The sequence below is a fragment of the Acinetobacter sp. AG1 genome, from assembly GCF_001005525.1.
Classification (GTDB): domain Bacteria; phylum Pseudomonadota; class Gammaproteobacteria; order Pseudomonadales; family Moraxellaceae; genus Acinetobacter; species Acinetobacter modestus.
In genome coordinates this window covers 1-9,338 of record NZ_LBMZ01000061.1, presented here as the reverse complement: position 1 = coordinate 9,338, position 9,338 = coordinate 1, and the positions used below count along the sequence as shown (strand labels likewise).

9 protein-coding genes are annotated in these 9,338 nt (G+C 41.0%); 8 read left to right on the top strand and 1 reads right to left on the bottom strand.

Going from position 1 to position 9,338, the window contains the following annotated elements:
* Nucleotides 1–367: 367 nt before the first annotated feature.
* Complete coding sequence (locus tag AAV96_RS01110) at nt 368–1,582, bottom strand: hypothetical protein (RefSeq protein WP_046737986.1); 1,215 nt, start codon at nt 1,580–1,582, stop codon at nt 368–370.
* Nucleotides 1,583–2,199: 617 nt separating this feature from the next.
* Here AAV96_RS01110 and AAV96_RS01105 point away from each other — a divergent pair.
* From AAV96_RS01105 to AAV96_RS01070, 8 genes are all read left to right on the top strand, one after another.
* Entirely contained in the window at nt 2,200–3,327 is a 1,128-nt protein-coding gene (locus AAV96_RS01105) for a hypothetical protein (protein ID WP_046737985.1), read from the top strand.
* Nucleotides 3,328–3,693 (top strand): hypothetical protein, encoded by a 366-nt coding sequence (locus AAV96_RS01100; protein WP_046737984.1) that lies wholly within the window; start codon nt 3,328–3,330, stop codon nt 3,691–3,693.
* Nucleotides 3,694–3,725: 32 nt separating this feature from the next.
* Complete coding sequence (locus AAV96_RS01095) at nt 3,726–4,868, top strand: J domain-containing protein (protein WP_046737983.1); 1,143 nt, start codon at nt 3,726–3,728, stop codon at nt 4,866–4,868.
* A gap of 171 nt (nt 4,869–5,039) precedes the next feature.
* Nucleotides 5,040–5,414 carry a hypothetical protein gene (locus tag AAV96_RS01090; RefSeq protein ID WP_046737982.1) on the top strand — a complete coding sequence of 125 codons (375 nt, stop codon included), beginning with the start codon at nt 5,040–5,042 and terminating at the stop codon, nt 5,412–5,414.
* Nucleotides 5,415–5,560: 146 nt separating this feature from the next.
* Nucleotides 5,561–5,860 carry a hypothetical protein gene (locus AAV96_RS01085; protein WP_046737981.1) on the top strand — a complete coding sequence of 100 codons (300 nt, stop codon included), beginning with the start codon at nt 5,561–5,563 and terminating at the stop codon, nt 5,858–5,860.
* Nucleotides 5,861–5,947: 87 nt separating this feature from the next.
* Nucleotides 5,948–7,003, top strand: coding sequence for a DUF932 domain-containing protein (locus AAV96_RS01080; RefSeq protein WP_046737980.1), 1,056 nt, complete (start codon nt 5,948–5,950; stop codon nt 7,001–7,003).
* A gap of 178 nt (nt 7,004–7,181) precedes the next feature.
* Complete coding sequence (locus AAV96_RS01075) at nt 7,182–8,324, top strand: YqaJ viral recombinase family protein (RefSeq protein ID WP_046737979.1); 1,143 nt, start codon at nt 7,182–7,184, stop codon at nt 8,322–8,324.
* Between the two features lie 145 nt (nt 8,325–8,469).
* On the top strand, nt 8,470–9,338 hold an 869-nt coding region (locus tag AAV96_RS01070), incomplete at its 3' end, for a hypothetical protein (protein ID WP_046737978.1).

Genomic DNA, 9,338 nt, shown 5'->3' with positions numbered 1-9,338 from the left:
AGGTTATTATGCTTAGGTTGTGTAAGCATACTCGAATTACATTTAGCGTTGTAGACAAAGCTTTGAATGTGAAGTATGTTTTAATTAACTTAAGATGAAGATAAGCTATTGTAAATAATAGTATTATCCTATATTTTTTTTGGGGTGATTGAGCTAAAAATGCCCCTTGCGAAAGACATTTTTGCTGTGAATCAGGATTGATTTTGATGTACATAATTACCAACTTTTAATCAATATAAATTGAAGAAATTTTGTGTCACCCAAACGACTAATTGCACCTGTCACATGCATTAGCTTGGGCTTGGTAATAACTTTACTTTTCTGGAAAAAATGAGTTGAGAACTCTCCTAGAAAATATTTTTTTTTATTATTTATTATTTATTAATGGTTTACGAATATATTGTGATTTTAATTCAGCATCTGCTCTGATAATACTTTTAAGCAATTCAAAATAATGGTCTTCGCTATATTGAAAATTGTGCTGATAAGATTGCTGATCAGCATGAATAATTTGCGTTATTTTTTCCGTAAGCAATACCCTTAATTTTTCTGCGGCTTCATTGATACTTTTGTATTTTTCGTTGGAATAGGCTTTAAGTTGCTCTTTGATCTTTTGCTTTATACGGTTGGTAATTTGTGTCTTGCCCTGATTGGCACGTTGACTACGTTTATCACCATTCAGTCGACTGAGCATTTTTTTTTCATTTAATAAAAGATGATTGGTTGCGATGGAAATATTTTCATTTCCTTGGATTGTTGATATTTTAAACTTGTCTAGTAACCCTATATCAATCGCTTGGTTGATGATTGCTTGAAACAATACTAACATGTGTCTTATGCGTGAGTGGAGCGGAGTTTTTGGTGGATATTTTTTCTCAAATTCATCTAATTCTTTAAACTCTTTAATTTTAACTGCTGCCTTAATGATGTCTAATTCATTAAGAAATTCCTGTAGGGTTATGCTATTGACTTGTGGTAAGGCACAATAATCTTCAAATAGTTCTGAAACTTCCATTAGTCCAACAAAGATTCCTATTTCTTTTTGTTGATTCGAGCTTGGATTCTTCTCCATTTCTTTTAAAGTGAGTTTTAAGGCCTCCCCAATATTTAAGCTGCTTTGAAAATCTTCTCTAATAAAGTGTTCTATAACAATGCTAAAAATAATGATAATGGCACTTTTAAGCTGAATAAGGCTATGCTGTGGTAGTTTACATTTCCTTAAGAAGAGAATATCAGTTGGATTACACTCCTGAACTAATTTCAACAAAGCTTCAGGTATTATGCTGCCCTCTGTAAAATGAATAATTGTAGATTGAAGTTTACCCTCTTCGTGGAGCGAGACTTGTATATTGATCCTTTTAAACTGTTTAGATTGAATCTGCTTCAGCATTTGGTTTACTAAAGGATCTTTCGTATTCAAGGGATATTTGAGTTTTTTTGCTAACTCAAAGTTCCACGCAATTAATTTTTTTGCAATGTTGCTATCAGCGTTTATGTCTTTCTTAGTCCTTAACTTAGACTCGCTTACTTTGGGTAAATTTATCCACTCAGGTGGCTGCTCTTTTGATTGTTTCCACGACATGTTTTTTCCTTTAAAAGCTTGTACAAGTTATCATTAGTTATTAAATTTTATAATATTTTTATTCTTCATTAAACTTGAATATAGCGGTAATTTTTGGGTGAGAAGATAGCACTGGATATGTTGACTGCAATAAAAATATACGCAGAACTCAGTAATATTAGAAGCTAAAAATCAATTCATAACCTGAATCTGTATGTGAATTCAACATCAATTATATCCCTTCACTTTGTCTGCTTGACGGCAGACAGAGTGGGGGCTATCCTTTCGATGCTGGCCTACATTGCCAGTCGGTTTTAGCAGACCGTTCACACAAGAGTATTAAAAGGCTTGCCTTTTAGTGCTGGATCCTTACGTCCCCCTTTTTCTTTATGGTAGGACGGAGGGGGACGCGCTTGCGCGTGCTGGGTCCTTGTGTACCAGTCTGCTAACCCCTTTCGTTCTGCCACCATTATTTAGCAGTGATGTGGTAGAGCTCTTTAATTACACAAGGAGTCGCCCATGCGTCTAAATCCTCTTAATTTCTCATTCTTTTATATACCCCAGTGCTGTGTACGGCTTTGTCATCGTTAGACCAATAACAGCATAACCAAAACAATAATTTTATCTGGGGTAAACAAATGAAGGATCTCCATCCTCTGTTTGTCTGTGTGCTCGGATCATTTTTACTGATCGGCTGTGGAAATAAAAATGCTTCCACTGAAGTTTTACGCCCTGACGAAAATGCAGCACTCAGTCAACGACTCGAACCAACACATCGACCTGTTTTGGTCGAAGCCAAAGCAATACAACCTTTTCTTAATCAACAACAACTCCCCGAATCTGATGTTTCAGGCTTCCGTGATTATTTGCATGGTCAATCAGGCAATCGATCTGCATTGCTACAATTCCGAGAAAAACTGCAACTCAAGCCCAATCAAATCTTGGTCTTAGGAATCGAAAAACCCAACCAAGAATTGCTACTGGAATTTCCAAACAATCCGTTATTTGCTAGTGCCAATGATTTAGTGATTAACCATGCACGAATGCTGAAGACGCCAGTTGCAGGAGAGAGCAAAGGGGAGTTTGAAACTACCGAGCAATACCAGCAACGGATTCAGGCAGAACAAGGCACTTTAAAAAAAGCCACAGCCCATCTCAATGTTGAGCTTGGACGATTGGAAGATGCCTTAAATTATTTGGCTTATCCCATTGCGATCAATGTACTCAGCCCATCCACTGAAGACTCAGCCCAGTATGATGCGGATCGGCAAATCATGCACATACAGGCATCTAGTACCAATGCTGCGGGTTATTATGATTCGACTGTGTCCAAGCTCAATTTAGTGTTTAGTGCTTCAGCCAAAGATGCAGAAATCATTTTAGGCAATCTACGAGATGAACGAGATAAGCGAAACTATCTTGGTTTTATTCTGAGTATGCAGCAAGGGCAATTGGTTTTAGAACAAGCCATTCTGTATCAGCACAACAACAATGATGATCGTTATCTGCGCTTAGCCACCATCAATCCCTCACAACTGTATTTGACCACTCGCCCATTAAATGCAGATGAGCCAAACAAAGCTCTCAATTCAGAACAGCCATACCCACTCAAGCAAAAGCTGCCTTTCCAGTTCGGTCTCAAGCAATACCATCCGCCTGAACAGCAACAAGCTGAGCCTAAACTCGAAGTTCGACCGCCAACTGAAGAAGAAATCACACAACTCAGCCTCAATGCAGGGGCAAGTGATGCTGAGGGGGCACTGTAAATGTTAGCGATCTTTAAACATAAATTCGTACCAAATATCCCACTCCTGTGTGGTCTGTTGTTACTCGGCAGCCTGTATGGATGTGGCAGTAAGCACACACCGACTGAATTGCCTCAAGCAGATGCAGTGCTTCAGTTATTACATGCTCAAGATGCCTCAGTGATCCAGATCAAGTTACAGCAATGTCAGGTTGGAAATCTGTTTGTAGGACAAGAAGGGACAAGTTCCAAATACGACATCTATCGCTGTCAGATCACGGTTGAACGCTTTGATGATGAATATCAGCAGTCCTTCCTCAAAGATCAGGTCGTCCATCTACGTCCTTATGATTCAGAGACAGGCTGGCAATTGGTTGCATCGAACTAAGCACGATCACAAAGATGAAGAGTGAAAAAATAATGATGGACTTTAATCAATTTAAACAACAGTTCCCGCAGTTAGATTTATTACAGGCGGACCCCGCTATTTTCCTGGCACCCCAGATTCCCATGAACAAGATTCTAGGTGCAATGAGCTATCTGCCTCCTAAGACCAAGCCTGAAGAAGTATTACTCTTGGTTGATGAAACGGTATTTGGTCAGGGCAAAAATGGATTATGTCTGACGACACAAGGCATCTATTTCAAAGAAGCTTTTGCCAATGCAAATACCTATCCAATGAAAGCAATCACATCGGTGAGTTATGCGATGGGAATGCTCAGTAAACAGTTAGTGATCAACGGCACTGTGAAAGTGACTTTGGCTCAACCTGAAAAAGCAGGGTTAAGGCTATTGGCCGATTTCCTGAATCAATATTGTGCGCTTTATAAAACACAGACTGATTCATTGTCATCTGCATCTACACGGCAAAAACATCAACAAAGCAATCACACCATTGCCAATCTACAACCGATCATCAAACTGTATGCCTACTTATTACTGGGGTGGCGAGGTGAGTGGAATGAGCAGATGAGGACATTGATGCGTCAGTTATTTGACCGTGATTTTATCCATCCACAGGATCAAAGCTTCCTCACTCAGTTCATGCAACAAGATCATCAATTCGATTTTTTTGAAATCCTAGATGAAATCACTTCAATTCAAAACAGCCTGCCGCCACAGCTATGCCATAGCTTGCTTGAAGAAGTCCTCGTGTTGATGGAAAAAAGGAACTTTGAGGTTGAAACAGCGCGAAGTCATTTCTTTCAGATCAGTACAGCTTTCAATGTTGATCAAGCAACTGCTTCAAGTATTCTTGCGCAATTTCCCGTATTTATGACGGGCCATGGCGAAGCAGAACAAGAGCGTACTTCAGCATTCTCGTATTCAATGCCGACCACTACCTTGACTCAAGCACAACAAGCGGCTTGTGAGTTACTGGAAATATCTCCTGAACAGTTGGATCGTCAAACGCTGACCCAAGCTTACCGTCGCAAGATGGCGGATTTCCATCCTGATCAATACCAACAACTGCCTCCAGCAGTCCGACAGTTGATTGAACAACAGGCACAACAACTGAACCAAGCACGAAGTTGTTTGGAGGAATTTCTAGAATCCGCTTAATCGTAGCTCCTAGCGGCTTTGTCCAACGTGAATGGCTTGGATATTTAATCAGAATAAAGAAATTTCAAATACATATTACCTCTCTGAAGACCCAGCACCTAGCCAAGACACAACCTGATTGGGTGCTGTTTTAACATTCAAGAAAGTAAACCGAATAAAGGAAAAAGAATTGTGAAACGATTAACTAAATTATTACTGCCTGTCTTGATCACATTGCCACTGATATTGACAGGGTGTGGTTCAGGCTTTAATCCCGATCGTATGGAAGTCAATATCAATACGGAATATAGCCAAGGCGGATTGTATGACCGTACCTATGTGATTTTGACCTTACGTTCAGTGGACTCTGCACCGATCACACTCAACAAAGTCGATGTGAATAATGGACGCTGTAGCTATACAGGTCGATACAATGATCCAATCAAGCTGCCTGCCTATTTCCAGATTGGACAATCCCTACAACTGTACTTGCGCTGTTCCTACGATGCTGTAGTGAAGGTCGATATTGAGACTGATCAAGGTGCAGCAAGTTATAGCTTTAAATAAGCAGGCTAAAACCAAAATATAGATTTACTCAACACACTAAAAAGACACAGACCATGCCCGAATTGGGCATGGTTTTTTTATGCCTGAAAAATCTAAAGATTCAGACATAAAAATTAACATCTAAATCTACTTACAGGACTTCCGTAATGAGCAGCATACATTGTCCTTATTGCCGTTCTGAACAGGTGATTCTCAGAGAATCCCAACCGAATAGTCCGCAGTATTTTGAAAAAATTCTCGATGCATTCTCACCGCCAGCGATGGCTGCACTGGGTATCAAGTTAGCAAAAGAAGCAGGCATTCCCCCGTATATCGGTGGACTGATTGGCGTGGTGGTGGGTGGAACATTGGTCTTGGTCAGTCAGCATTATTTCTATCAGCATTATAAATCCGCCCAACATTACCGCTGTCTGCAATGCGGACAAAACTTTGCTGTGGCTGCTTAAGCTTCAGTATCAAATCTCAAATGTATACACCCGATTTTACTCAATTTTATTTTTAAACAACTTCACTTTTATATAGGAATGATTCTTATGGCACATTTAGTTGAAACCATGGCATTTGTTGGACAAACCCCTTGGCATGGTTTGGGCAATCAACTGACTCCAAACCAACCCATCGAAGTCTGGGCACAACAGGCAGGTATGGATTGGCGGATTGAATCTTCGGATGTCAGTTATATGGCTGCAAATCACAAACAACAAAACCTGATCTTGCCTTATCAAGAGCAACGCGTCTTGTACCGCTCAGACACGCATGAGCCTTTATCGGTAGTGAGTCAACGCTTTCAGGAAGTGCAACCGATGGAAATTCTACACTTCTATAAAGACCTAACTGAACAATCAGGCTTTGAACTGGAAACCGCAGGGGTACTCAAAGGAGGTAAGAAATTCTGGGCACTGGCACGTACAGGACAAAGCTCAGCCTTAAAAGGTAAGGATGTCAGTAATGGCTATATTTTATTGGCAACCGCCTGTGATGGCACACTCGCCACCACGGCACAATTCACTAGCATCCGCGTGGTGTGTAACAACACTTTAGCCATTGCCTTCAAGGGACAGAATAATAGTGCAGGTGTGGTTAAAGTCCCACACAGCACCAAGTTCGATGCGGAGAAAGTTAAACAGCAATTGGGGATTTCAGTGCGTGCATGGGATGAGCATATGTATGAAATGAAACAACTGAGCCAACGTAAAGTCACCCAACAAGAAGCAGCAGCTTACTTTGATGCAGTGTTTAACAACACTAGCCTGAGTACAGCAGAACAAGATGAAAGCATCATTCAATTCTATCGCAATTCAGCCATGCCAAATCAAGGCATCAACACAACAACCAAAGTTGATAATAAAACTGAGCCGAATGGAAGAGCCATGTCTAAGGTGATGACTATGTTTAATGGACATGGGCGAGGTGCTGAATTGAGTTCAGCCAAAGACACGGCGTATGGTTTACTTTGCTCAATCACAGAATTTTGTGATCACGAACGTCGAGCGATGAGTACTGATCATCGACTCGATTCAGCATGGTTTGGTGCAGGTGCAGCGATTAAACAACGAGGACTTGAACAAGCCCTGCGAATGGTGGCTTAAAACAATTTGACTCACTGAAATTATTTTCAGTTTTATTTAAGCTAAGCCAATTAATTTAAACATACGGTAAAGCCGTAACAAGCATTGCAATTCTCATTTCGCCACATCATCCCCGATGTGGCTTTTTTTATGCCCGAAATTCAGCTTTTACGCTTTTACCCATACAGGAATATTGCTAATGAATACGAATACTCAGATTCAGAACACTTTAAATCATCCACTGTTACAGCCTTATTCACCAAACCTGAATCCACCCACCCAAAACCCACCGACTCAACAGATTGAAGTAGGTACTCGAACCAAACGAGAGCGACCGAATACGCAGCCACGAAAAACCAAAGTTCCAGTCGCCAAACGTCTCGCTAACACCAAGCAGATGAATTATCAGCAATGGCTCGAAGTCAGAAAACAGGGCATTGGTAGCAGCGATGCCGCTACCGCTTGTGGACTAAATCCGTATATGTCGATGCTGGAACTGTGGATGATCAAAACAGGTCGGATGCAACAAAACATCGAGGATGAAAGTGCAGGCTATGCCCCTTTGTACTGGGGCAAACAACTTGAACCATTGGTCGCTGAATACTACAGCATGCACACCAATAATAAGGTGCGTCGAGTCAATGCAGTGCTGCAACACCCTGATGAAGACAAACACTTCATGTTGGCGAACTTGGATTATGCCGTAGTGGGTAGTGAAGAAGTTCAGATATTAGAGTGTAAAACAGTGGGGGAATATGGTTCTAAGCTTTGGCGAGATGGTGTGCCTTTATATGTACTCTGTCAGGTACAGCATCAACTGGCAGTGACAGGTAAACAAGCCGCGCATATCTGTGCCTTGATTTGTGGACATGAAAGCAAAATCTATAAGGTGACTCGTAACGAGACTGTCATTGAACACATCATTAATGCAGAACGTCACTTCTGGCAATGTGTGAAATCGGATATTCCACCCAGTGTAGATGCCTCGGATTCAGCAGCAAAAGCACTACAACAACTCTACCCTGAACAGATTCCATTAACAGTAGAAGACCTGACTCATAATGAACAAGCCAACTATCTATTTAATCAGTTGCTTGAGGAACGACATAAAGTTGAACAACACCAACAGTATTTCGATGAACTCAAACATCAATTACAAATGCTGATGAAAGATGCAGAGCGAGCGGTGTTCACAGGCGGTTCAGTCACTTGGAAGAAGGCACAAGACTCAATCAGCCTAGACAGTAAATCCTTACTAAAACAGCATCCTGAATATCTACAGCAGTTTCCACAAACCAAAGCAGGGACACGACGTTTTCAGATTTATCCGAATGGTGGATAAGGCAGCTACGCATATCCAGCATTTACTTCTCAAACAAACGTATCAAATTAACCAACACCAAAACCAACCGATCCCATACCCCAACAGGTATGGGATTTTTTTATGCCCAAAATTTTATTTATACATCTATATAAAGGACATCACCATGATTAAAGGTCTAGCAATTACACCACCCGTTTTAGGTCGTATTAGTATTGGCAAAATCGTCGAAAAGAATGGTAAACGTCTGCCTGAAAAAGATGACCAGTTTACTATTACCAGCCAAATCCAAAATAAGGATGGCTGGGTGAAACATCCACTCGATGAACAACTCCGTGCCAAAGCACCCAATCAAAACCATAAGCTCAGAACTATTCCCGTCCGTATGATCTTTAATGATCCCGAATTGAATCTACGGGCAGAGTACAGTCTGTTTGACCGACAAAAAGGACGTTTAATCTGTTCAGGTAATGGAGAAATTTGCCAGCGACTTGGGTCGAATGGCATTGAACAACATCCATGCCCATCCCCTGATTTATGTCCATTGGCGCAGGGTGGGCTATGTAAGCCTTATGGTCGGCTTTATGTGAATTTAGATGAATCGGATGAATTTGGCACATTCATTTTTAGAACCACAGGCTTTAATAGCATTCGTACTTTGGCAGCGCGACTACGTTATTACAGTGCGGCATCAGGTGATTTACTTTCATGTTTACCATTGCAACTGACTTTACGTGGTAAAAGCACCACTCAAAGTTATCGTACTCCGATCTATTACGTAGATCTGACTTTACGTGATGGTGTTAATTTGCAAGAGGCAATTAGCTCAGCCAAACAGATTGATGAACACAGCAAGGCGGCAGGGTTTTATCAGGAGGCGTTGGATCATGTGGCACGACAAGGTTATAGCAATGCCAGTTTTGAGGTGGTAGGTGAAGAGGGCTTGGAGATTGTTGAGGAGTTTTATACAGATGAATCTAAACCAGAGCAGTATCAGCAGTCCCATGATTTGACTCATGTGCAGGATATTCAGAA

Bases quoted from the DNA above. Each gene is read 5' to 3' on its own strand.
- AAV96_RS01095 (WP_046737983.1), top strand. From the start codon at position 3,726: ATGATGGACTTTAATCAATTTAAACAACAGTTCCCGCAGTTAGATTTA.
- AAV96_RS01075 (WP_046737979.1), top strand. From the start codon at position 7,182: ATGAATACGAATACTCAGATTCAGAACACTTTAAATCATCCACTGTTA.
- AAV96_RS01110 (WP_046737986.1), bottom strand. From the start codon at position 1,582: ATGTCGTGGAAACAATCAAAAGAGCAGCCACCTGAGTGGATAAATTTA.
- AAV96_RS01105 (WP_046737985.1), top strand. From the start codon at position 2,200: ATGAAGGATCTCCATCCTCTGTTTGTCTGTGTGCTCGGATCATTTTTA.
- AAV96_RS01085 (WP_046737981.1), top strand. From the start codon at position 5,561: ATGAGCAGCATACATTGTCCTTATTGCCGTTCTGAACAGGTGATTCTC.
- AAV96_RS01080 (WP_046737980.1), top strand. From the start codon at position 5,948: ATGGCACATTTAGTTGAAACCATGGCATTTGTTGGACAAACCCCTTGG.
- AAV96_RS01100 (WP_046737984.1), top strand. From the start codon at position 3,328: ATGTTAGCGATCTTTAAACATAAATTCGTACCAAATATCCCACTCCTG.